The organism is Sphingobacterium phlebotomi (assembly GCF_008180195.1).
GTDB lineage: Bacteria > Bacteroidota > Bacteroidia > Sphingobacteriales > Sphingobacteriaceae > Sphingobacterium > Sphingobacterium phlebotomi.
The window spans coordinates 52,907-76,023 of record NZ_VTAV01000003.1 but is presented as its reverse complement, the minus strand read 5'-3'; the positions used below and the strand labels follow the sequence as shown (position 1 = coordinate 76,023).

Annotated in this window: 20 protein-coding genes; 1 reads left to right on the top strand and 19 read right to left on the bottom strand. The window is 40.4% G+C overall.

Features of this window, described 5'->3' with window-relative positions; translation table 11 throughout:
* Nucleotides 1-13 precede the first annotated feature (13 nt).
* The 3 genes from FXV77_RS06675 to FXV77_RS06665 form a co-directional block, all read right to left on the bottom strand.
* Nucleotides 14-2,494 carry a TonB-dependent receptor gene (locus tag FXV77_RS06675; protein WP_148918446.1) on the bottom strand — a complete coding sequence of 827 codons (2,481 nt, stop codon included), beginning with the start codon at nt 2,492-2,494 and terminating at the stop codon, nt 14-16.
* Nucleotides 2,495-2,776: 282 nt separating this feature from the next.
* Nucleotides 2,777-3,196, bottom strand: a complete 420-nt coding sequence (locus FXV77_RS06670; RefSeq protein WP_222867727.1) for a hypothetical protein — start codon at nt 3,194-3,196, stop codon at nt 2,777-2,779.
* A gap of 48 nt (nt 3,197-3,244) precedes the next feature.
* Complete coding sequence (locus tag FXV77_RS06665) at nt 3,245-4,024, bottom strand: tyrosine-protein phosphatase (protein ID WP_148918444.1); 780 nt, start codon at nt 4,022-4,024, stop codon at nt 3,245-3,247.
* Nucleotides 4,025-4,187: 163 nt separating this feature from the next.
* On the opposite strand from FXV77_RS06665, the gene FXV77_RS06660 reads away from it, so the two are divergent.
* Complete coding sequence (locus tag FXV77_RS06660) at nt 4,188-4,841, top strand: hypothetical protein (protein WP_148918443.1); 654 nt, start codon at nt 4,188-4,190, stop codon at nt 4,839-4,841.
* Between the two features lie 6 nt (nt 4,842-4,847).
* On the opposite strand, the gene FXV77_RS06655 is transcribed toward FXV77_RS06660, so the two are convergent.
* The 16 genes from FXV77_RS06655 to FXV77_RS06580 form a co-directional block, all read right to left on the bottom strand.
* Nucleotides 4,848-5,507, bottom strand: a complete 660-nt coding sequence (locus FXV77_RS06655) for a response regulator (protein ID WP_148918442.1) — start codon at nt 5,505-5,507, stop codon at nt 4,848-4,850.
* Nucleotides 5,482-6,303, bottom strand: coding sequence for a hypothetical protein (locus tag FXV77_RS06650; RefSeq protein WP_148918441.1), 822 nt, complete (start codon nt 6,301-6,303; stop codon nt 5,482-5,484). The genes FXV77_RS06655 and FXV77_RS06650 overlap by 26 nt, the downstream gene beginning before the upstream one ends.
* Nucleotides 6,300-9,260: a sensor histidine kinase gene (locus FXV77_RS06645; RefSeq protein ID WP_148918440.1), complete on the bottom strand. Its 2,961-nt coding sequence runs from the start codon at nt 9,258-9,260 to the stop codon at nt 6,300-6,302. The genes FXV77_RS06650 and FXV77_RS06645 overlap by 4 nt, the downstream gene beginning before the upstream one ends.
* Complete coding sequence (locus FXV77_RS06640) at nt 9,257-9,739, bottom strand: adenylyltransferase/cytidyltransferase family protein (protein ID WP_148918439.1); 483 nt, start codon at nt 9,737-9,739, stop codon at nt 9,257-9,259. Before FXV77_RS06640 ends, FXV77_RS06645 begins: the two co-directional genes overlap by 4 nt.
* A gap of 30 nt (nt 9,740-9,769) precedes the next feature.
* Nucleotides 9,770-10,789 carry an NAD-dependent epimerase gene (locus tag FXV77_RS06635; RefSeq protein WP_148918438.1) on the bottom strand — a complete coding sequence of 340 codons (1,020 nt, stop codon included), beginning with the start codon at nt 10,787-10,789 and terminating at the stop codon, nt 9,770-9,772.
* Between the two features lie 26 nt (nt 10,790-10,815).
* On the bottom strand, nt 10,816-12,198 hold the full coding sequence (locus FXV77_RS06630) for a nucleotide sugar dehydrogenase (RefSeq protein WP_148918437.1): 1,383 nt from the start codon (nt 12,196-12,198) through the stop codon (nt 10,816-10,818).
* Nucleotides 12,199-12,249: 51 nt separating this feature from the next.
* Nucleotides 12,250-13,809 (bottom strand): capsule assembly Wzi family protein, encoded by a 1,560-nt coding sequence (locus FXV77_RS06625; RefSeq protein WP_187444035.1) that lies wholly within the window; start codon nt 13,807-13,809, stop codon nt 12,250-12,252.
* Between the two features lie 135 nt (nt 13,810-13,944).
* Entirely contained in the window at nt 13,945-14,979 is a 1,035-nt protein-coding gene (locus FXV77_RS06620; RefSeq protein WP_148918435.1) for an acyltransferase family protein, read from the bottom strand.
* 212 nt (nt 14,980-15,191) lie between these two features.
* A complete protein-coding gene (locus FXV77_RS06615; protein WP_246162318.1) occupies nt 15,192-16,187 on the bottom strand; it encodes a mannose-1-phosphate guanylyltransferase in 996 nt (331 codons plus the stop codon).
* Nucleotides 16,188-16,283: 96 nt separating this feature from the next.
* Nucleotides 16,284-17,405: a glycosyltransferase family 4 protein gene (locus tag FXV77_RS06610; RefSeq protein WP_148918433.1), complete on the bottom strand. Its 1,122-nt coding sequence runs from the start codon at nt 17,403-17,405 to the stop codon at nt 16,284-16,286.
* Nucleotides 17,405-18,460 (bottom strand): glycosyltransferase, encoded by a 1,056-nt coding sequence (locus FXV77_RS06605; RefSeq protein WP_148918432.1) that lies wholly within the window; start codon nt 18,458-18,460, stop codon nt 17,405-17,407. The genes FXV77_RS06610 and FXV77_RS06605 overlap by 1 nt, the downstream gene beginning before the upstream one ends.
* A complete protein-coding gene (locus FXV77_RS06600; protein WP_148918431.1) occupies nt 18,457-18,996 on the bottom strand; it encodes an acyltransferase in 540 nt (179 codons plus the stop codon). Before FXV77_RS06600 ends, FXV77_RS06605 begins: the two co-directional genes overlap by 4 nt.
* Before the next feature lie 56 nt (nt 18,997-19,052).
* Complete coding sequence (locus FXV77_RS06595; RefSeq protein ID WP_148918430.1) at nt 19,053-20,153, bottom strand: glycosyltransferase; 1,101 nt, start codon at nt 20,151-20,153, stop codon at nt 19,053-19,055.
* Nucleotides 20,150-21,310 (bottom strand): glycosyltransferase, encoded by a 1,161-nt coding sequence (locus FXV77_RS06590; protein ID WP_148918429.1) that lies wholly within the window; start codon nt 21,308-21,310, stop codon nt 20,150-20,152. Before FXV77_RS06590 ends, FXV77_RS06595 begins: the two co-directional genes overlap by 4 nt.
* Nucleotides 21,295-21,816, bottom strand: a complete 522-nt coding sequence (locus tag FXV77_RS22620; protein WP_148918428.1) for an acyltransferase — start codon at nt 21,814-21,816, stop codon at nt 21,295-21,297. Before FXV77_RS22620 ends, FXV77_RS06590 begins: the two co-directional genes overlap by 16 nt.
* Nucleotides 21,817-21,952: 136 nt before the next feature.
* Nucleotides 21,953-23,110 carry a hypothetical protein gene (locus FXV77_RS06580; RefSeq protein ID WP_148918427.1) on the bottom strand — a complete coding sequence of 386 codons (1,158 nt, stop codon included), beginning with the start codon at nt 23,108-23,110 and terminating at the stop codon, nt 21,953-21,955.
* Between the last annotated feature and the right edge of the window lie 7 nt (nt 23,111-23,117).

The window sequence follows — 23,117 nt, the reverse complement described above, 5'->3', positions numbered from 1 at the left end:
TGATGATGTTAAATTATAATAGTGATATTCTAAATTTCATGTAAAATGCTCGCCCTGGCTTTTGCAGACGGAAGTTGTCATAGGCGCGTTCATCGAATAGATTCCTGATCTCGCCGGAAATATTATATCGGTTACGATTCCACGAATAGCTAACCAGAAGCGAATGAACGAGTTGCGTAGGTATATAATCTTTGGACGCCAGCGAACCAAGATGACTATCGCTTAGATAAAACCATTTGGTATATTGTGTGGTCCAGTTAAGCTGCGTCCGGCTTCCTTTACTGAACCAGTCGTTCTGCGCAAATCCGAGGTCGAGGTTTCCAAATACCCAAGGGCGATTAGGAATTTGATAGCCATAAGAGATACTAACTTCCTGGTTGGTATCGTCGGTATATTTTTGATTGTCGATGGCCTTGTCATAGCTACCGTTTAGGGACGCAGTAATCACATCTTTATAACCGTAACGAAATTCGAAACTTCCACCATACAATTTAACACCTGGAATATTGTAATATTGAAACTTATCCCGTTCGTCATCGGTAACAACCCTTACGTTGAGGTAATCTTGTGCCAAGCGGTAAAAACCAGAGATATCAAGATTGATAAAATGATCGTCGTTCAGAAACGTATTATAATAAATTCCGCCATTCACGTTATCACTGCGTTCGGGTTTGATGTCCCAGTTAGCCAAATAGTTTTGACCATCACCGTATAGCGCATTCATCGACGGCATATTATACGCTCGCTCTGCGGAGAATTTTACCCCCCCATCTTTAAAAATCCGATAACGGGAAGCCAAACTATACCCCTGGTAACCGAAATATTTTGATTGCGAAACAATGGCGCCACTTAACAGCTCATCATAATCTCCAAATACCCGTTGATCTTCTTGCTTGTAGGTATCCAATCCGTAGTATTTGACGGCGATGTTATTCACGAAACGCTTATTGAACCATTGGCTTTGCCAAGTCAAACCCACAATGTGTTTGACCATGTCACTGGGTAACCCCGAGGTGTTATTATTTAAAATAATGTCGTACGATTGACGGTTATTGGTATTGACATTATAGTTGAGGTTAACGCTTTGGTTCCGACTTTCATCAAAATCGTAGTTGAAATTTGCCCTACCGAGCAAGCTATTTGTGTTGTAGCGAGTGTGAACGGGATCATTTGGTGCTTGCCCTGTCGTGTTCGGTATAGGAGCTCCACCCCATTCGTAATTGAAGCTAGCCGTATCTCTGACATGCGATACATCATAGCCATAGTTCGCATAAATATCTGCAAACAACCGATCCACTATAAAATTTTGCTTTTTATAACTGATCGTCGGCATGATATAGGTTGACTCCCGCCAATTGCCCCCATAAACCGTGTTGATCGTCGCTCCGAGCTGATTTTCTTTGTTGTTTGCGGAATACGTCAATCCGACAAAGAATTGATCTGCCCAGCTTTTATCGCGCAAGCCGACTTCCACCTGCCCCATAGCGGAATAGTAGCGGTCTTTGAAACGCCTGACCTCGTCTATGGGAACGAATTTATTATTGACCACTTTTTCAAATACTACACCGTATTCTCTTTCGGTGTACATTTTGTAGTTGTTGTCTGAATAGTTATAGAAGGCATTGGTACGGATCGAAAGTTTATTCTTTGGGTTCGTGTACATGCCCACTAGGGATGCTTGATGGGTATTGAACGAGCCGTAGCTATAGCTAAAATCGAGAAAGTGCCTATTTCGTTGCTTCGTAATAATGTTGACCGCCCCTCCCAATGCGTCCGAACCTAGGAATGCTGGCACGACACCTTTATAGATCTCAATTCGGTCCACTAAATTTACAGGGATATTATTTAAGGACATGGACGAGCCAAAATCATCCATCGGAACACCATCGATATAGATTTTAGCGGCCAACCCATTGATGCGGAATACAAAATTTGAACCTAAGCCCCCATCTTCCCTAAAGGTAACACCGGGTGCTGTACGCAGGATTTGATTGACATTGGCGGTTTGGTTCGCATATTGGTTCATATCGATCACACTCACGTTGAAACCTGATCTTTTTATTTCGTGAACGCGTCTTTGGTTTTCGGTTTGGCCTTTTACACTAATGGCTTCAATGACACGGTCATCTATTTTTAGCTGAAAGTCTTTGTACGTTTCGTTGTCCTTTAATAGCACACGTTGCGTAACGTAACCAACGACAGTCACCTCAACAGAAACATCCTGCTTCTGGCCAATTTCTAATTTGTAAAACCCATCTATATCGGTGACTGTTTGGATATTCGTGCCTACGATGGTAACGGTCGCATTTTCGATAGCTTTTCCGAAGGAGTCCTTCACATATCCTGAAAGGGAAGTCTGCAGATCTGGCGTTGATGAAAAATGGAAGTTCGATCCCGGATCGGCAGTTTCGCGCGGTAGTACACGCGCCGTGGGAGACCCTACAGAAATCCCGACAGCCAATAGCATGGCTGTATAAATTTTAGTATATTGCATCACTTTAGTTTGACGATTAAAGTATGGTAGACGTATCTACCGCTCGGAGGTCTGGTTGCCGCCAGACCTCTTCTCACCAACAATGCCGAAAAAGATTGCCGTCTTCTCGGATCGCTGCTATGCTAGATTATATTATTCTATTTTTACCATTGCCTTTACATCTATTTAGATTAAATACAAATAATGAGGCAAAGGTAAATATTAATAGGATATTTCCAAATATTCTTTGCAGAAAAAACATTCATTTTTTGCACGGTGAAAGTGCAAAACGGAGAGAAAATACTAATATTTCGATATGGTATGTACGGAGGCGCGGGCATCCCGTTTATACAGATAAGCGAGGAGGAAGCGGGATAAAACAACGTATAGAATGACCAGGACGGCCAAGACAATTAAGAAATAACCTATTCCGCGGAATCGGTATTCGATCACGGTACATCCCGTAAAAAGGGTGAGTAGAATAAGAACAGATTTCCAGGTGGTATACACTAATTTTTTCAATTGCTTTAGGGTACTCCTTGCATACAAGCGTAGGTGTAATGCCGCAACGGCATTCAGCAGATTGAACAGCACCCACAAGGTGTAAAAATTTGTCCAGAGGGCCTCTTCGGCCACCAGGCCGTAGGACTTCACACAGAAGAAAGCCGCAACAAATGCCATATTGGAACATATGGCATCCGTCAAGATAAGCGGCGTTTTCATATAGGTTAATATGCTGTTTTGGTGGTTTTTATACATCACGCACCGTGTTTATTTTAAACCTACCTTTTTACTCGAACGTATTTCTGTTCCCACATCGAGAAGAAATTCCTCATTACGAAGTTTCTCTTGGAAGAAAACAGATACATCCTCTTTCTTGACATAATGTTCAATGGCCTTCACATGTCGAAGATCATGTACATTCGTCCCGACGAGGTCTACCATACCTTTCTGGGTCAGGTATTTCACTACGTTCTTTTCCCTTGGTCCATAATAGCCGTAGCAAGAAAGGATGTTGACCTGAATCAGGCATCCCATATCTTTAAATGTCTTCAACAAACTGGGTGAATGCTGATAGTATATATAACGTTCAGGATGGGCCAGTATCGGCGTTATACCACGTCCGGTCAATTTTTGGATAATGTCCATGATGACCGGGCTTTCTCTGGTAAGCGGCATCTCGATCAAAAGATATCCTCCCGCAAGACAGAGGAGCGGTACAAGGGGGTTATCCAGATCTTCCAGCAGTTGTTCACTCGCCATATATTCGGCCGCGTAACGAAGCTGATTTCTAGGAAGATCGGCATCTTGCAGCATCTCTTCCCAAGCCTGCTGTATGCTGGCTTTGGTATTGGGATAAATGCCGTTCCATATATGCGGGGTAGCAATAAATTGTTGTATCCCCTGATTGGTCAACGCAGTCAGTAGTTCCAGACTTTGCGATACGGATGCACTGCCGTCGTCTAAGCGTGGCAACAAGTGATTGTGGACATCGACCTGCAGCCAGCTGAGGTCGTTGTATTTCCGTTTACGACTAAAGATAGATAACATAAAAGTTCTTCATAAGTAGATGGTACAAAATTGGGTAAACACAACTATAGGTTTCCCACCCAAAAGGGCGGTTTTGTAAGAACTACCCACACGGGTGGGAAATGCGCGCGTAGGTTTTTATTCTTTTGTAATAAATCTATGAATCAATCTAATTATTAATATTATGAAAAATCAATTATTGATATGCCTGGCTATTTTGACGTTGATGGGGTGTGGCAAAAGTGACGACCTTCCGCTAACTATTAATGAAACGGAAGTTAAGCTCCATTATGACGGTGAATTTATTTTCTCCATCAAAAATGCCCCTAGTGTGGAATGGACTTCCAGTGATGAATTTGTTGGGACTATTGGAAGTGACGGTAAATTTGAAGCCCGCCATATCGGTGAAACGACCGTCACAGCAAAGGTAAAGTGGCAGACTGTTACTGCAAAAGTTGTGGTGGAGCCGATGGTTGTAGGTGTTATCGAGCCCTATATGGTTTTTGGAAAAAGAAAACACGATGTAAAGAACGTTGAAACAAGACAGTTAGCGAATGAAACGCCTGCGACCGTATTTTATACCGAAACTTCCGCGTATACATTTGGTGCGATATACCATTTCGAAAATAATCTGTTTACGGCTGTCGATTTGCTGTGGAATGACGCCAAGATGGAAGATAGCTATGTATTTTATGCTGAGCGCTACGAACTTACCAGTACAAGTAATAATGTATATTCTTTTAGAGATAAATCCAAAAGCATGGTCGTTGAACTTTCTTACGAGCGCTCTCCTGTAGGCTACACCGCCACATACTCCAAAAACACTTCGACTAAGTAGGCGTGTTTATTTATATTTTAAGATTAATTCTGCCCGACTCGTCACCTGCAGTTTTTGGTAAATGTTCCGAATATGATATTTTACCGTGTCCACACTGACAAACAACTGCGATGCAACTTCTTTGTAGGGTGTTCCCTGCTGTAACATGGCCATAATCTCTATTTCACGCGGTGTCAATTGCGCAGTTTTCTCATACTTACTTTTGCCCACTACCGGATTGAAGTGGTCAAAAACAAGCCGAGCTACCTGCGGACTCATGACCGATCCGCCGGAGAGCACTTCCAGCAGGTGTTCCTCCATCTGCGGTAGCGGTGTACTCTTCAATAAATATCCCGACGCTCCCGCGCGGAGCGCCTGAAAAACAGCATCCTTGTTTTCGAACACCGTAAACATCACCACTTGCACTTCCGGCATCCGTCTTTTGATATACCAGGTCGTCTCGATGCCTGATTTACCGGGCAGACCAATGTCGCTGAGTACGATATCCAGCGTTTCGTTCTTCCAAGCCTCTGTAAATTCTTCGAACGAGCGAGCCGAGATACGTAAATCGAAAAGAGGACTGGACCTGAAAAAAACTTTCAACGTCTCCAGCACCGGCTCGCGGTCTTCCACAATGGCCAAGCGATATTTTTTATCAACGTTATTTGTATTTTGATAGATTTCCATTTTTAACAGTGAAATTTCGAAATAGTTGTAGCAAGAGCCAACAGCTGAGCACCAGATAAAAGAAGCTAATCGCGGTCAGTTGATCTATATCCTGCATCGTAAAGCTGCTCTGCGTCGAATTAAATAATAGACTCAGCACCATTCCCCCTTGCAGCAATAGCTGTCCGCTATAGACAATACTAAAAGACACTACATTGCGTCGGCTAGCAACTGGAATAGACGACAATTCCATATCGTGCAGATAGATGAGCCGCCACTGTGCTATAAGGTAGATAAATGCCATGGAGAACTTAGCGATATAGTGCCACTTTTGATCGATATAACCATATTCATGCCGTACCCCCATCTGCATGTCATATACCACCCGCTCCAGCAATGCCCTTTTCTCTTCTATGGAAGCCATGGCATAGGGGATCATATCAATTAGTCCAAAGACAAACGGTAGCAGATGTAGCCACGCATATCGAGGCCATTTAAGCCGCGGAAAGAGGGAGAACAGAACAAAGAAATACGCGCAAGGTGCTATGAGGTAGTATAAGGGAATTCCTTTGTTATACCATTCCGGTACCGCCCGAATAAAGCCCGTGAAAATGAGCGCATAGATGAAAGCATGCCAGAAAGACGCTAATCCTAGCACGGTTATCAGCAGAACGCACCGGTTTCTACGGCGGATCGTAAAATAGAAAAGCCCTAGGATGGCAACGATCGACAGCGATAGCCCAAGTATGGCAAAGAACATTCCCCAGCTGTTAAACGCCCCTTGCCGGACCCAGAATTTCTCGATAAAATCCGTCATATAGTCCATTTTATATTGCGTAGATTTACCTTCAGCTGCACCGTATACACACCGTCATCCTGCGTAACAGAGATTGTTCCATTCATTTGCCTCGCCCTGGTTTCCATATTGCGCATTCCCTGCCCCTTTCTAAGCTTATTTTCATGGGCAGTATCTTTCGCTCCATTGTTGCGCACCTCCATGGTCATGCTTCGCTTATCGAGGAGTAGACTGACGGACACCCATTCTGCCTGGGCATGCTTGACAATATTATGCAATATCTCCTTAAACAATAAGTATGTATTCTGCCTGACGATTTGTGGGATCTTCCGATCCGTTTTGGTTCCACAATCAAAAAGCACACGGATCCCTTTTGGCTCCAGCATCTGAAAGGCGAGATATTCCATACGTTCCTGAAGGCTATCCTGGCCATTATTTCGCGAATCTATAGCCCAAATGATATCATCCATCATTTGCACAGCCTCGCGACTATACTGTCCTATCGATGCCGCACCCGATTGTTTGTCTCGAGCTTTTTCCATAGACAGGAGGTCAGCTTGCATCGATATACCGGTCAAGAGACCACCCACTTCGTCATGGAGATCACGGGAAATCTGTTTGCGCAATGTTTTTTCATCTTTTACTCTTTTCGCACGTTGGAGGATGATATAGGTGACGAGACCTGCGATACTCAGCAGTACCAAAGCATAAAAACCCTGCGTTTCGACAAATGCCGGTTGTTTGACTAACAGCCATGTCCAGGTTTTTTCTACGCCTCCATTATTCGGCAATATCCGGACGTGTACCTTATATTCTCCCGGACGTAATCCGACCAATGTAATCTGCCCGGATGAGGCCATCTGCTGAAACCCATCCATTAACGGGTCAATTTTATAGAGTACGTCGTAGCCGTGCCTATAAAAGTCTGGGCGGGCAAAATCCATATTAAACGTCAATGCATCTTCGGACAAGACGATGGTATCGCGCAGCGCATCTGCTGCATAATAGTGTTTATACCTGTTCCCTCGTAAGCCAACGTGTAGCGCGGCAATCCGGGGTTCTGGTATGGCATCTTTTTGTGTTGCGGCTTTTAGGAGATCCTTCGGATTGAAAAAGACGTAGCCACCTATTCCGCCCATAAACAAACGGTGGGTCAACGTATCATAAAAGATCGCTTGGTGGTTAAACTCTTCAAACGGGAGTCCGTCATTTGTCCGGTAATTAAAAATACGATTATCAGTTACAATAGACAAACCACGATGAGTTCCGGCAAATAAAGCCCCATCGAGTGCAAACAGCTGATACACGGTGTTGCTGCCCAGTCCCTGTTGTACACTGATAGTACGACTTCCAGAATCTGTAAGCACAACAACACCACGCCCTTTTGTCGCAAGGTACTCGAACCCTCGGTCCTTAAGGTGATCATAGATCATTAACTGTTGCTGCCCCTCGGGATAACGTTTTTTGTTGTCGTTTCCGTCGAAAACATAATATCCATCTTCCGTAGAATACGTTAGTTTTCCGTCCAGATAACGGATGGAGAGGATTCGTTTCCCTTTACTGAAAAAAGTACCTGTGGCATCTAGTAATGGCATGGCTTGGTTTGTCTTTACATCGTATTGCCATATCCCGCTCGATGTGCCGACAAGTAGTGTGGTCTCTTTATACGGCGTGAGACAGTATGCCAAGTCAGAGAACTTATGTGCGTACTGCTGGGACACTACCGGCTGGAAAGTTACCAATTTGCCGTCAATGATCCGTCCCAGAAAGCCGCTTTCCAATGCTACATAGGCGGTATCCTTATGCTGCATATGCGCAGCATAATAATTTTTCTCGGGAGCCTTTCTGTATTCCGTCACACTTCCTTGTAGGGGCATACGATGTAGAAAGCCATAGCCTCCAAAGTAATAATAGTTGTTTTGCCGAAACATGCCTCTTGCCGTTCCATATTCGACATAATCAAAAGAAAATGACGAAGGAAATACGGCGTATAGGCCTTGGTCAGTAGCCAATAGCCATTCGTCACCAAATTGCCTCCAGGCATTCAGTCGTTTGTACAGCACATGTTCAGCCAGACGGTGGTAACCTTTTTTCAAGACGGAGAGTGTTGTATCTCTCGCCAGTTCCAGATATTGGCCTTGTCTATTAAACATCATCACCCGATCTCCGTCTACGAAGCCCCAATGATTCCAGTTTGTAAAATCATGTTCTTGCTCGCTCCGTATAGAAGTCAGCCGGAACCCTTCTCCATCATAAATATAATATCCATCCCTATAATTCCGAATAAGCACGCCACCTTTCAGCGGCAACAAATCCTCTATACAATCTTCGATTTTTGATGGTATGTGGGCCACCTGATGCTTCCCTTGATGGCGGTCATAACCATACAGATTACGGCTAACAGCCAGCCAAATACGATCATCATCCGCTGTAAACAAGTTGCCCACCGTATGCCGCCCCCTGCGCTTGTCCACGTTAAAGGAGAATAATAATGTCTTTCTATATCGGTCAATCTGCCAGACCTCCCCGCTCTCGGTTGCCACAAAAAAATCCTCTCCCGTTTGGCAAAACGCCAATGCTTTTTTCTCCGTTAACGTCTCTGCAAAGTGTTCGTTGAAACAAAAACGCCATGTATGTAAATCAAAAATCAATATGCCATTTCTGGTATTCAACCAGATACGGCCCCAAGGATCGATTGCTATGGTCTGCACCTCATCGAAGGGTAGTTTTCCCTCGTACAGCTTAGCAAAAGGAACAACGTGCACACCGTCGTAACGATACAGTTCTCCACCCGACACCAGCCATATCGACCCAAAGGGATCCTTTTCAGCCACGGTGAACATCACATGGTGATCGTCTATGCCCTTAAGCACTTGTACATGGCGGTAAGGCAGCTCCGCATGTACAGCTGTTAAGACACAAAGCAGTAGGCATAGTGATAGGAGGATGTGTTTGCTGTAGGAGGCGATCTGGTTCACCCTGTTTTCTTTCCGTTTTTTTCAGCTTCTTTTTCGGCTACAATCTTACGAAGTCCGGAGCTGGAAAAACGATGATCCCGGCTGTTGAAATAAAGCTCGATACCTTTTTCTTCACAATATTTACGTCCCGTAAAATCTTTGTCGGCATATTCATCTCCTACAATGCGCACGTCCAGTTTAAAGGAACGGAGGATGTCTTCCAGATCTTGCTCTGTGGAGTAAGGTACGATTTCATCTACATAATGGCAGCCACGCAGCTGGATATAACGCTCCACTACGGTTTGGGTAGGCGCATTTTTCTCTGGGCGATCCAAGGTAGGATCCATCTGCAAACCACAGATGAGGTAGTCGCACTGCCGCTTTGCCTCGGCGAGCATCATAATATGCCCGGCATGCAATAGGTCAAATGTCGAAAAGGTAATTCCGACACGAGGTCCTGGATTGTAGTCCTCTCTTTTTTTTGCTGTTTTTTCTTTCATAATTGTTGTTGTTTTGTTGTTCGTAATTTTTTAATACCCCTTAAACCATTTTACAAATCTCTTTACCCCTTCTTGAATCGGTGTTGCACTCTGATAACCTAAAGCGTTCAGATGTTTTGTATCCGCCCATGTGCGCGGTACATCTCCCGGTTGCATAGGGAGCATATTCTTTTCGGCAACCTTGCCCAGGTTCTGCTCCAATGTCTCGATGAATTCCATTAACAAAACCGGAGAGCCGTTTCCGATATTGAACACTTGATACAACGGCTGCTCTTTTTCTTTAACCGGAGGATTGTTCAATGTAATGATAATGCCCTGCACAATATCATCGATATACGTAAAATCACGGCTCATATCACCGTTATTGAACACTTTTATCGGACGGTCTTCGGTAATAGCAGAAGCAAATAATATTGGTGCCATATCCGGACGCCCCCAGGGACCGTATACCGTAAAGAAACGCAATCCAGACGTTGGAATCTTGTACAAATGGCTGTACGTATGTGCCATCAATTCGTTCGCTTTCTTGGTCGCAGCATACAGGCTAACAGGATAATCTACACGGTCATCTTCCGAGAAAGGCACTTTGCCATTCTCTCCGTATACCGACGAACTTGAAGCATACACCAGATGCCCTATCTGATGATGGCGGCAACATTCCAGGATATTCACAAAGCCCACCACGTTGCTGTCCACATAGGCCATCGGATTTTCCAGACTGTAGCGTACACCAGCCTGTGCAGCCAAATTGACTACCGCATCGAATTTTTCTCTTTCAAAAAGCTCTGGCAACGCTTCCCGGTCTTCTAAGTTCAACCGGACAAACCGAAAATTCGGGTATTTGCTAGATTTCGCTTCCTGCTTCCAACTCTCCGCTTCCTCTTGCTTCACACCCAGTTCCGCCAGTCTCGCGTATTTCAGGTTGATGTCGTAGTAATCGTTGATATTATCCAAACCCACAACTTCTACGCCTTGATCAACGAGTGTCTTGCTTAAATGGAAGCCGATAAAGCCGGCTGCGCCGGTAACTAGTACTTTTTTGTATTTCATACGTTTTCGTTTATATGTGAATATGCTTATTCCCCGATAGCGTAATACGCAAATCCCAGTCTGTTCAGTTCTTTTCTGTCCAACAGCTTACGCCCATCAAAAACAAACGATGGTCTTTTCATACCTTCCTTGATTTTCGCCCAGTCGTAACCTTTAAACTCATCCCACTCCGTCAAGACTGCCGCCGCATGTGCGCCGTCCAATGCTTCATAAGGATTATCCACCACTTTCACCAGCCGGCGGTTGTTCTCCGGTGAGCGGGTGCCCAGATAATCCAGGTCTTTGTAGATCTGCTCTGCAGGCACTTTCGGATCGTAGACCACCACTTGTGCCTCTTCATCCAACAGATGGTCGGCAACATAGATCGCAGCCGACTCCCGCGTATCGTTCGTGTCTTTCTTGAATGCCCAGCCTAAAAATGCAATATGCTTTCCGTTCACCGTATTGTACATCGTCTGGATAATCTTCTCGGCGAAACGCGTCTTCTGGTGGTCGTTCATCAAGATGACCTGTTCCCAGTAGTCGGCTACTGAAGTTAAGTTATAGGAACGTGCAATATAAACCAAGTTTAAAATATCTTTTTGAAAACACGATCCACCAAAACCTACAGAAGCTTTCAGGAATTTCGGACCGATACGGGAATCCTGACCTATAGCCCGGGCAACCTCATCGACATTGGCACCTGTAACCTCACACAGTTCGGAAATAGCATTGATAGAGGATACACGCTGTGCCAGGAAAGCATTCGCCACCAGTTTGGACAGTTCCGACGACCACAGGTTCGTCGTTAAGATACGCTCCCGCGGAACCCATGCCTCATACACCTGCACCAGCGCTTCGATAGCAGCCTCATCTTCACCACCGATCAACACGCGATCGGGATTATGCAGATCCGTAACGGCTGTTCCTTCCGCCAAAAACTCGGGGTTGGAAAGGATGTGGAAGTTCACCCCATTACCGGTGTTCTCCAGAATATTTTTCAATGCTTCGGCGGTACGCACGGGAAGGGTTGATTTTTCCACAACAATCTTATCTTCCTTGGCAACCGCAGCGATCTGGCGCGCACAGAGCTCGATAAACTTCAGGTCCGCCGCCTGTCCTTTGCCTTTTCCATAGGTCTTGGTCGGCGTATTCACCGAGATAAAGATCATGTCGGCTTCGTTGATGGCTTTATCGACCTCCGTAGAGAAAAACAGGTTGCGGCCACGCGCCTCACCGACCACAGCATCCAGCCCCGGTTCGTAAACAGGGAGGTTTTCCAAATTTTCGTCGTTCCAGGCCGCGATACGCGCTTGGTTCAGGTCAACTACCGTAACCTCCACATTGGGGTTCTTCTGGGCAATAACGGCCATTGTTGGTCCACCAACGTAGCCCGCTCCGATACAGGTGATTTTCTTTATCTGTTTCATTCTAGTTTTATGATTGTTAAGTGAACTTCTGCTCTCATGCTGTTATTTAGCTTAAGGCTTTCCGAAAAACTTTCGTAACGATACCTGTCCACCGACACTGTTATCCAATAATTGACCTTGATCTATAGCGACGCGTAGACCAAGAAAAAAGTTATTTCGTAATTCTCGCTCGGCATCTATAAACGCTGAGAATTGGGAGACAGGGGAAAATGTTTCGTCATGCGGCGGATGCCATCGATCTCCTGTAGATTTGCCATAGACACTGGTTGCGAAGGTTCCGTAATGCCGAACAAACGTCAGTTTACTTTGCACATTCCATCGATAAAGGCGTCCACGCAGTCCCAAATGTCCCGCCACTACGCGATTGCTAATGAAGTAATCTGAGGGATTATGTGCTTGGCCTTTTTTCGCTGTATGCGCCGGTATAATCAACGGTGATCCGACGCCTTGTTTCTTATACGACCAACCATCTGTATAGTAATAATTGTTATAATAGTCCTCGTCTCCGGAGGCAGTGGGTTTTGACCAAGGATATCCAGCTTGATCTTTCGAATAGAAAAACTCGAACAGCAACTTTTGCCAATCCCAGTTTTTTTCAGTGGTGTTATATTCTTTGTTAGTTAATGTAATACCGTTTAACCCGTCAACAATATTTGCCAATTTGGAAATGGCGCCGACGTCGTAAATATTCTGTCGATAAGCCATGAGTTGTATATCATCCCAATCGTAAGAAACACCGAGATCAACTGATCCTTGCTGATTGCCCAATTTAGATCGGGGGATGCTGGGTGCGCCGTATGGCTTACCCCAAAAAACATACCATAATGTTTCCATGCTGTTTAGGGTGTACCTATCCCCGTATACTTTCTTTTCACTTCCCCATTGTACCTGATGGTTAATCCCCCCATACAGATTCACGCGCCAATGCGGTTTTCCCAAACGTCCATACAACGATTTTTGATGGAGTAAGGTAGACAAACTATTACTTGATGAAGGAATTAAAAAAACATCTGTATTAATAGGCATCTTCCCCATAAATCCGTTAGCAAAATTGCCCTTAAACGAGAATAGCCCATCAAACCAAGGTAGGCGGTAATATTGCGGTATGCGGATATCCAGCATCGGTACGCCCAAAGCATTTCCCGATACCGCAAAATTCCCTGAACTTAATAAAGTATCGCCATTCAAACCCATGACGTCTTTTGTTCGACCTAACTTCGCCTCAAACATTGCATAACGCACCTTGACATGGGCATCAATTAATCGCACTAGTGCTTTATGCCCAATATTTGCTCGTGCTTCTAGTCCATAGCCCCAATCCCAAGCCGAGCTTGCTGTATCCCTATATGTTGTCCACTCACCCGATATCGCATAGTTTTTTGCAGCTCGCACCAGCAACCCTCCCGAGGCACCGTCAAGCGGAATAGAACCGAATTGATTGGACCGTATCCAAAAGGGGACAACATGGTTACTAGTATAGCCTGCCAACAGACTTATCTGTATATACTGTCCAGTGGTATCCGTTTGTGCAAAGGTCTTCGTGGCCCCACTTATCAGCAATAGTTGGGTAATGAGCAAAAACCCTATGCAAAATTGATTTATATTATACATATCTACATGTGTTAATTTTCCCCATATCGCCATCACTTATGCTATTCTGAATTACTCCAACGCGCACATACATTTATCTTCAAAACCCACATCCACAGAAATAATTTTTTCGACGCCAACTATGCCTTTTTTTTTCTAAAACATCCAGTTTCCAGATTTCGACACTTTCACTTTGTCCCCGAAAAGGATGACCCCTCCCCATTTCGTATGATCTACTAACCATCTGATAAATATCGGGGCGGCAACACCAAAAAATAGTCCCAAAATCAGATTTGGGAAATTGTCAGTGACGCCAATTTTATGCAATATTATTCGGCAACCAGCTGTAGCAAAAACATGATAGAGATATATTTCGTATGAATAATTTCCGATTTTAATTAATCGAGAATTTTGAAAGCTCATATTCACCAATAGGAAAGATGAGGATAACCCCACCAATAAAGTCAATAATAGATCCAATTTTCTAAATTCGACAAATACATGTTGATTTTGAGAGAAATAGATATACTGTTGAAACAAAAAAGAAAGACAAAATACAATGGTCATAAATAGACTTAATACCTTATGACAACCCTTAAAAGATTCAAACCTTTTAAGACCCAATCCCCATAAAAAAAATAACAGTAAAAACGGCCAGCTGTTTATCGATAAAAACTCTGTTTTTGGGTTTAAAAACAGGAAAATTATTGTTACCGTAGCAAAAACAAAACTCCATGTACTAAAAGAAGACAACAAATTAAGTCGTTCCAAAAGCAGAATCAAAATAAATACAAAAAATATTCCCTGTACAAACCAAAAATGAGCATATCCAGTTATAAATATATTAGGCAAATCGCTCCAATGCAAGTTAGAATTTGTCCCTGGAGTCAACACTTGCAGTATAAAAAACAGGGTTGCAGCTATAATATATGGAATAAGTAGCCTGTTTATTTTCCGTATAATAAATACCGACGAACTATAAGTTTTACTGATAGGTTTTATCGCATAAACATAACCCGATATTACTGTAAACAGTGGCATTCTGATATATTTAAAGATATAAAAAAGATAGTGATACCAAGAGTCACTATCGACCTTCAAACCTGTATTAGGATTTACGCCAACTACATGCCCAAGAACCATCAAAATTATTGCTATCCCTCTTAGTGTTTCGATATTTAGTTCTCTCATATCACTCCTTAATTAACATTTATTAAATATTCAATAACATAGTTGATCTCTTCTTTTATATTGCCTATGTTGTTCAGCCGATAATATGGTCTGTTTTTAATCCCTCCTCGCACTAAGTGCGGGCCGAGGTCCCGTTTTCCAACAATAATTAAGATCATTTTTCTCCTATATAAATGATGATGTTCTCCATTCATCAGGTCCCCGTTTTTAACTCAATCAATCAACTTCGATTGATGTTTTTCTAAGGTATTATAGATTTTCTTTACATCCTGTGACTTCTCCTTTTGTACGAATAGTAGTGCGTCATCGGTGCATACCACAATAGTATCTTTCAAACCAACAAAAGCTGTATACATATCAGATCCGATAACCATATTTCCATTCTCGTCAACTGAATAACCGGTCGATCGCAAATAGTCATATAGCGCTTCAAAAGAACCGAGATCAGACCATTCGAATTGTGTAGCGACGACTCGAATCTTCTTCGAGCGTTCCATTACTGCATAATCAATGCTAATGGATGGAATTTTTTTAGAAAGACTTTCATCGAGTCGTCCATCTTTTTGGTGTTGCCACGCGGCAAATGCTGTTGCATAGACTTTTGGTTCAAATTGTTCCAGTTCATGCAACAGCGTGTCGGCACGAAAACAGAACATGCCGGAGTTCCATAGAAAGTTCCCGCGTTCGATAAAATCTTCTGCTGTATCCTGATTCGGCTTTTCGCGGAAAGAAAGCACGCGGTCATTCTCAAATTCAATGTAACCATATCCCGTTTCCGGTCGTGTCGGTTGAATACCGAACGTCACGATATAGCCTTCTCTTGCCTTTTCAATCCCTGCTTGTATTGCCTTTTTATAAGCTTCTTCTCCTACGATTACATGATCAGAGGGTGTGACGACTAAAATATCATCAGCTGCAGCCGCTAACGCGGCAAAAGCAATTGCAGCGGCCGTATTCCGTGGAGTCGCCTCTACGATATCGGTGTAGATTATGCCTTGACTATCCAACACTTCCCGACTAAGCTGGTAATTCTCACGATTGCCCACCACTATGACTTGATCACAGAGTACCTTGTTTCGCAGTACTGTCATACCGAAGAGAGAGCCTTCTTTAAATAAATTTAAATATTGTTTAGGGTTGCTCTTGCGTGATAAAGGCCATAAACGGCTTCCTACTCCTCCTGATAGAATAACATGTACTATATTCATTAAACTAATTTTCATCTTACTATTGTTTAGTATTTTCGAATCGATTTCTTTTCGCTTCTATGTTCTCCATGTGACGTAATCTGGATCACTAATATCCTAAGCTTTATAGGCATTTATTCGACACAGATCGGAATAAACAAGATTTGTACTTTCCGCAATTTTTTTCCAGTCGTAGTTTTCCATATTGTAATCTTGATAAAAAGCAGCATATCGTGCTTCCATCACATCCACAAGTCGCTTCGAAAGGAGTTCTTCATCCCCAGCGGGAAAATAGCAAGACTCCGGTAAACCAACCTGGGTATTAGCGGGAATATCCGACGCCAGAATAGGAAGCCCATAAGCCATCCCTTCTAGCAATGCAATGGGTAACCCTTCATAAAAAGAAGGAAGAATGAAAAGAGCACAATTGGAAAAAAGTTGCGCTAAATCTTCTCCTTTTATAAAACCTGGCAATATAACTCCAGAAATTCTAGCCTGTTCTTTTAATGATTGTGAAAAATCGGTTTCATGATCGGCATCGCCCGCTAACACAAGCTTAAAATGTTTTGATATACCCGCTTTTTCATAAGAACGAATCAAATAATCAAATCCCTTTTCAGGAACGAATCTACCTAAAGAGAAAATATATTTTTGTTGCTGAACATTATATTTATCCAAAACTTCTTTATTATATTTTGGTCGTCCTTCTATTGACACACCATTTGGTATCAGAATAGTATCTTTCCTACCATATTTTTTTCCGATTTGCTTTTTTATTTCATTCGAAATTACAATCACCTTATTTGCGAATTTCACACCTGCCCATTCCCCTCCCTTAAGAAAAAACTTGGCTAGTTTTCCCCATTTTTTTCGTTCATAGTCGGGTCCGTGATGCGTCATAACAACTTTAAGCCCAAATAGTCTCGCCAAGGGCGCTACTAAATTAGGACCTACTGCATGAATATGAACAATATCGGGTCTTTTAAATCCAGCATAGAGTATGCCCAAAACGGAATGGACAATAGCTTCAAAAGCTTTATTTCGAGGTGCGTAAATCGATTTCAGACGAATACCTTTATAATTGGTTATTTTTTTATCTATGACATAACAAGATCTACATATCATGGTAATTTCATGACCAAAATTTTTGGCTAGATAAGGATAAAGTTCTTCACAATGCGTTTCCACTCCACCTAAAATACTGGGTATTCCTCGCGTTCCTATAACAACTATCTTCATTATTTCTCTATCAGTTGTTTATAATTTTCTTGAAATTGTTCAACGGAATAATTTCTCAACAAATGTTCCTTGCCTCTTCTTGCGAATGTATTCCGTCTTTGCTCATTAGATATCAATTTCCCCAAAGAAATCGATAAAGCCTCCACATCCCCGACCGCAGTCAGAGAGCCCGTCTCTTCTGCTAATATCAGTCTATTATTATCTCCTACGTCCGTAGCAACAATAGGTAAATTAGCATTTATCGCTTCCATAAGCGAATTACTTGTTCCTTCAAAGAGAGACGTAGAGAGATAGATATCGGCTTCATTTAACAGATTTGGTATGTTATTCGGATTAATGTAGATTTCGACATATTGTGTTAGTCCCATTTCTTGTATTTTCTCTCGAATTTCCGTTTCCAATTCTCCGAATCCCACGATCTGATAAATAATGTTCGGATAACTATCCTTGATAAAATCAATTACTTTTAGTGCTGTAAAATAATCCTTTTGTTTAACAAAGCGTCCTACACTAATAATTTTGATTTTCCCCGTATTTACTTTCTGCGAAAAGGGTATAATATTTTCAAAACAATTAGAAATTACTATAGTCTTATTTTCTTTGAAACCGTTCTGAACAAAATAAATCATTCCTGAGTAACAATTTAGAATGGTAGTAGTAGCAAACCTATTGCACAAAATTCGATCTATAAACATTTTTAATGGGGGGAGATAGGCATTCCGAATGCCAGTGAAGACTTTTTTTACTCCCGTTATGCGCGCGGCTAATATTGCGTAAAAATTAGCCGCAGTGAGATAACTAAAAATACAGTTAATTTCATTTGCCTTCAAATAATTACAAAACTGAAAAAAGCGAGACACTAGACTTCCTTTGAACGCGATTAATTTTATAGTTTCGGTTTCTCTAATGAGGGAGAGATATTTTGGCTCTTGATATTTTGCATTCAAAATAACATAGTGTATCTTATAGTAATTTGCTAATGCTTTTGCTAAAAGCACCGATTGCTTTTCTGCCCCTCCACTAGTGAGATTCTTAACTAAGATTACTATATTCATAATCTGTTTATATCTAAATATGTTTTTGTGATTAATTTTGAGTTATCAGTGCTAAGCAATATCAATTTTTTTTGTTTAAAACTAAGTCCTTTAGTTCCAAGATCATATTTTTCATTTCGTCTAATATATTCATCTACGTCACATAAATACCGAGCAGGATTACCTCCTACCACACAGTTTTCTGGTATTGAATTGACAACCACAGATCCTGCAGCTATCAGAACTCCGTCACCTATAACGACGCCTGGCAATATTATTGAATTAGCTCCTATATACACACCATCACCAATTTTAACTTTTCCAAAAACATCAAATTTAGGATGCTTTTTTCGAGCAATCCTGCTACCTCCATGGGTAAAGATTCGAACTCCTTCTGTAATTGCCACGTTATCTCCAATCGTGATTAAATAAGGCTCAGTACTAAATGAAACTTTATAAAATTTGCAGTCCTTTCCAACCTTTACACCTAAGAGTTTAGCCCACAATACTGGATGGATATATTTTAATGGAAAAATGATGATATTTTTTAATCTCATAATATATGTTCCGTTTATCTCTAATTAGTTTGAATAGAATAAATTCTTGCGATTCTTTATAATTCGGAATATAAATCAACAAACCGCTGTCCCATAATATCAATAGAAAATCGTCGCTCGACTTTTTGTCGACCATTAGCTCCTAGCTTTTTAATCTCATCAGGCGAGGCTAAAAGTTCTTCTATTTTTTTTAAAATGTTTGACGCGCTACTAATAGCGATAAAACCCGTTTCTCCTTCATCAATAACTTCACTCGTTCCGCCAACTCTATCTGTACTTATTACGGGCTTAGACATTGCCATATATTCAATTAGCGAATTCGATATTCCCTCGCCATGTATAGCATTATTAGTAAACAAAACACATATATCTGCGATAGAAATTAGTTCCTCGACATCAGTCCTCCCGCCCAAAAATATGATGTTTGATAATTTACTTTTAGCAACCCGGCTCTTCAGTCTTCCCAATTCAGGTCCTCTACCTACAGCTAAAAAAAATATTTCAGATTTTTTTTTCTGAGATTCAATTGCTATATCAATAAGCAAGTCGTAGTCTTTATTTTTAGCAGTACTAGCTACCATCAAGATTATTTTTTTGTCATTAATCCCTAAGGACCTACGGTAAACATCTTCATCGATTTTTACATTAAACCTCTCCAACCGAACACCATTATATATAAAATTACTCTTCGGATTATCATCAACACCATATGCTTTTAAACCCGCTTTAGAATTCGAGAGAATTACGTCCGAGAATAAAAATCCCATTTTATACACTAAATGTTTAAAAGATAAGGGATCATAACTTTTTTTTGCATTAGAGATAATATTAGCTACTAGTCGTCTCCTTGTCAATATCTTTGTTGGAATCGCATAAAATGTAGCTGTTGGACCCCACGTATGAATGATATCAGGTTTTGTTTTCTGAACTATATCATAAAATCTTTTAAACACTAAAGGATCTTTTTTTAACCTGGTTCGCCCTAGTGCAACGTAGCTTATATTCATTTTCTGTAAGTACGGATAATCCACCCAATCATCCATCAACACTAATACTATTGAATAAGAAGTAGTCTGCTTTATATAAATTAGAAGTTCTAGTAATCTTCTTTCTTTTCCACCAGATCTGAGATTCTCAATAAAATATAATATCTTCATGTTATTGACTTAATTAAGTTGGATAACGGCTCAACATAATTCGGGTAATTAAAAACATCTTTCGCCATTTTTTCTCCATTTAAACCGATACTTTTTGACTCCTTAGGATTATCTATAATAAATCGCATCGCCGCCGTAAATAATTCCACATCATACCTCTCACATACAAATGCATTTACTTTATTTGTAAATAAATTTTTAACCTCTCCCCAATTATTAGTAATAATTGGGTTACCAGATGCTGTATATTCTCCAATTTTATGTGGGAAACGAGCCTTGTCTTGAACTGTTTCTCTTAGCGGAATCAGTAATCCTTTGGCGTTATTATATAAATAGATTAAGTGTTGAAATGATATTTCAGAATATATAATGATATTTTTATATTCCTTTAATTCATTTCTAATAATTTTCAATTTTTCCGGCTGACCATTTAATATCAGTACTAATTTATAAGATGATCCTACAGCTTTAAAACTATCTACTATAAAATTCAATACCTCTTTATATGAAACACTTCCACAATAAAGAAAGTAATTAAAACTAATCCCAACTGTAAATTCGTCACGAATTTCTTTTAACTTGAAGGAATTATAGTCGACCATTACAGGTAATTTGAGCTGTAATGTTTCGGGAGCAAAATTTGATATTTTATTCTTCAAATATTCCGAAATAGGTAAAGCTCCATCAACTAGTCTGAATGCATAGTGATTAAATAAATAATCGTTCCACTTTTTACCTACAGACTTCTTACCTACACTAGAAACATCTTCTACATGAGTTAATAACGTTTTAGTTCTTTTAATTTTAAAAATTAAAGCATAAATAGAAATTGCCCAAAAATTTCTAGAAGAAATTATTGCTACATCAGTTGGTTTATATATAAGATAAAGCTTTTCAACGCAAACTCCAAATATTTGGATTAATTTATTAAAAATCTTGCTTTTTGTCTTAGAATACAAAAATGTTGAATAGAAGTAGCTTATTCCTTCGATCGTTCCTCTGTATCTATAATTTCCAAAAAAATAATTTTTATTACAGATAATAGTACATTCGAATCCCATTAACTGGAAGGTCTTACATATGAGTTTTTGTTTAACGACTTCAGCGCTGGCGCGTGGAAATCCATTAAAACCTACATATATCAATCTTTTTGCCATTGTTTAAAATAATTCAAATAAAACTTTTTCTTATCGCTAGAACGCATTAATTTAGTATCTTTAACATCCTGTTTTACCTTCTCATAATATTCGTCGATTGATTTTATAACTCTAGCTGGGATACCTGCTACGACGGAGTTCGCAGGAATATCTTTTGTTACAATTGATCGAGCTCCAACTACAACATTATCGCCAATAGTCACTCCAGGCAAAACAATAACATCAAGTCCTAAATAAACATTATTTCCTATTTTTATAGGTTTTATAATGTCCCAAGAACGATGTTTATCTCTAAATACCCAAATTCCGCCATCATGAGTTTCAAAATGGACACTTGTAGCCGAGACATGATCTCCAATTTCAACTAAATAAGGCTCCGAACTGAAAGTTATATTTAGTAATCTACAGTTTTTCCCTACTTTTGCCCCTTTTTTTCTTGCCCAATTTTCTGTATTTAATCGTCTATAAAAAACATCCAACCAGATTTTTTTTAATAAATTCGTCATTTCAAATTACTTAAAAGTACATAACAATAAATTGCCTCTCAATTGACCTACATACGAATAGAATCTAATTACGTCACTTGTCTTCTTCAAGATTTAAACTCTTTCAAATTGCTTTACTAAAAAAGTCTTTCTCTTCTCATCTAATCTTCATGTATATTTTATTTTTTAATTTTTTATCGTATCTATATTTTAATCTTTTCAGATCTCGATACCCTATATACCGTACTTTCCGATAACAAACTGAAATACATAAATAAAATAGGATACTTCTAATAGATACCGAGGAAAGAGGGGAAGTTGTATAAAGATCCACCAAATAAGTTAATAAAAACAAACCACAACTCACACCAACCATCTTTCTTGATCCCAGCCCCTTCACTATTGCAGGTATCAATATCACTAATAAAAGTATGTTATAGAGTATTCCTCCTTTCAATACAAGATCAAGGTAGCCCGTTTCAATACCACCCCGGTCCGTCGTAATTTCTCCCGTATCACTATCGACCATTTCTTGATAATAAGTACCATTTAGACCCCGGCCAAAAAGCCAGTCATTAATACCGGATCGATTAAAATCATAAAAAAATAACTCTTCTACTCCGCTTCTTGTATCCGTAGTTCCACGTTCACCTAGATAGGAAAAAAAACCCGAGAGTAGGCTGTTTAAATTAATTAGAATGATTAAAATCAAAATCAGCACTCCTCCAAATGCCAAAATATTAGAATAGATAGCTTCTTTCTTAACTATAAAACTATTAACTAAGTAAGCTAGAAAAAGTAGCGTTATAATTGAGAAACAAATATTGCGTCGAGCGTTAATTAGCATAAGCACGAGATAAATCAATAAGGTTATCCTAATAGCTAGATTTTGTCCTTTAGTAAATATTGGATGAAAAAAAAGTAGAAATCCAGATAAAAATGCTAGAAAAACACCAATTGTCTCAGTTCTATAACTGAAACTTCCTCTTTGAATTAAGTCCTGTATGTTTAGCAACCACAACGGATATATAAAAAGAGAATATAAAAATAATAAATAGAGGATCTTGTGTAAAGTAAATCCACTTAAAGGAAGGAAGACTAGTAAAGGGAGTAAATAAAGAATTACGCCGTTATGGCCAATAACATTTAACATTAAGGCAGTACGAGATCCGTTCCATTCTCCTCTGAGAATTATAAGCGCTCCCCACATAATTAAGATGGTTACTACAACTTTTAAAAACAAGGAAATACTGAGGCTTTTCCTTGCATTAAAGTAAATAACTATTAAAAAAGATAACAATAATAGCTCTCCCATTCTAATA

Coding starts and splice junctions, on each gene's coding strand:
- FXV77_RS06655 (WP_148918442.1), bottom strand. CDS start 5,507: ATGGAAATCTATCAAAATACAAATAACGTTGATAAAAAATATCGCTTG.
- FXV77_RS06590 (WP_148918429.1), bottom strand. CDS start 21,310: ATGGCAAAAAGATTGATATATGTAGGTTTTAATGGATTTCCACGCGCC.
- FXV77_RS06595 (WP_148918430.1), bottom strand. CDS start 20,153: ATGAAGATATTATATTTTATTGAGAATCTCAGATCTGGTGGAAAAGAA.
- FXV77_RS06670 (WP_222867727.1), bottom strand. CDS start 3,196: ATGAAAACGCCGCTTATCTTGACGGATGCCATATGTTCCAATATGGCA.
- FXV77_RS06580 (WP_148918427.1), bottom strand. CDS start 23,110: ATGGGAGAGCTATTATTGTTATCTTTTTTAATAGTTATTTACTTTAAT.
- FXV77_RS06630 (WP_148918437.1), bottom strand. CDS start 12,198: ATGAAACAGATAAAGAAAATCACCTGTATCGGAGCGGGCTACGTTGGT.
- FXV77_RS06650 (WP_148918441.1), bottom strand. CDS start 6,303: ATGACGGATTTTATCGAGAAATTCTGGGTCCGGCAAGGGGCGTTTAAC.
- FXV77_RS06610 (WP_148918433.1), bottom strand. CDS start 17,405: ATGAAGATAGTTGTTATAGGAACGCGAGGAATACCCAGTATTTTAGGT.
- FXV77_RS06635 (WP_148918438.1), bottom strand. CDS start 10,789: ATGAAATACAAAAAAGTACTAGTTACCGGCGCAGCCGGCTTTATCGGC.
- FXV77_RS06615 (WP_246162318.1), bottom strand. CDS start 16,187: ATGAATATAGTACATGTTATTCTATCAGGAGGAGTAGGAAGCCGTTTA.
- FXV77_RS06665 (WP_148918444.1), bottom strand. CDS start 4,024: ATGTTATCTATCTTTAGTCGTAAACGGAAATACAACGACCTCAGCTGG.
- FXV77_RS06600 (WP_148918431.1), bottom strand. CDS start 18,996: ATGAGATTAAAAAATATCATCATTTTTCCATTAAAATATATCCATCCA.
- FXV77_RS06640 (WP_148918439.1), bottom strand. CDS start 9,739: ATGAAAGAAAAAACAGCAAAAAAAAGAGAGGACTACAATCCAGGACCT.
- FXV77_RS22620 (WP_148918428.1), bottom strand. CDS start 21,816: ATGACGAATTTATTAAAAAAAATCTGGTTGGATGTTTTTTATAGACGA.
- FXV77_RS06605 (WP_148918432.1), bottom strand. CDS start 18,460: ATGAATATAGTAATCTTAGTTAAGAATCTCACTAGTGGAGGGGCAGAA.
- FXV77_RS06660 (WP_148918443.1), top strand. CDS start 4,188: ATGAAAAATCAATTATTGATATGCCTGGCTATTTTGACGTTGATGGGG.
- FXV77_RS06675 (WP_148918446.1), bottom strand. CDS start 2,494: ATGCAATATACTAAAATTTATACAGCCATGCTATTGGCTGTCGGGATT.
- FXV77_RS06625 (WP_187444035.1), bottom strand. CDS start 13,809: ATGTATAATATAAATCAATTTTGCATAGGGTTTTTGCTCATTACCCAA.
- FXV77_RS06620 (WP_148918435.1), bottom strand. CDS start 14,979: ATGAGAGAACTAAATATCGAAACACTAAGAGGGATAGCAATAATTTTG.